Genomic DNA, 699 nt, shown 5'->3' with positions numbered 1-699 from the left:
CTAGGCTTCCGCTTCGCGCCGCGCATCCGCGACCTCGGCGAAACCAAGCTGTACGTGCCGCAGGGCGTGCAAGCCTACCCGACGTTGCGCCCGCTGATCGGCGGCACCCTGAACATCAAGCACGTGCGTGCCCACTGGGACGACATCCTGCGCCTGGCCAGCTCGATCAAGCAGGGCACCGTCACCGCCTCGCTGATGCTGCGCAAGCTCGGCAGCTACCCGCGCCAGAACGGACTGGCCGTGGCCCTGCGCGAGCTGGGCCGGATCGAGCGCACGCTGTTCATCCTGGACTGGCTGCAAAGTGTTGAACTGCGCCGCCGCGTGCATGCCGGCCTGAACAAAGGTGAGGCGCGCAACTCGCTGGCCAGGGCGGTGTTCTTCAACCGCCTTGGGGAAATCAGGGATCGGAGCTTCGAGCAGCAGCGCTACCGGGCCAGCGGCCTCAACCTGGTGACGGCGGCTATCGTGCTGTGGAACACGGTGTACCTGGAACGCGCCACCCAGGGGTTGGTCGAGGCCGGCAAGCCGGTGGACGGCGAGCTGCTGCAATTCCTGTCGCCGCTGGGCTGGGAGCACATCAACCTAACCGGCGATTACGTCTGGCGGCAGAGCCGCAGACTGGAAGACGGGAAGTTTCGGCCCTTACGGATGCCCGGAAAACCTTAGCGTACGATTTTTTCCGAATTCTGCGGGCTCCCC

The 699-nt window shown here is 65.7% G+C and carries 1 protein-coding gene; it reads left to right on the top strand.

Annotated elements, in window-relative coordinates; translation table 11 throughout:
- Positions 1-666, top strand: a 666-nt coding sequence (locus OKC27_RS22795; protein WP_142675945.1) for a Tn3 family transposase, incomplete at its 5' end; no start/stop codon positions are given.
- Between the last annotated feature and the right edge of the window lie 33 nt (positions 667-699).

Origin of the sequence: Aeromonas sp. QDB62 (assembly GCF_027705695.1) — a bacterium.
Lineage (GTDB): Bacteria > Pseudomonadota > Gammaproteobacteria > Enterobacterales > Aeromonadaceae > Aeromonas > Aeromonas allosaccharophila.
This window is presented reverse-complemented; position numbering and strand designations above follow the sequence as displayed.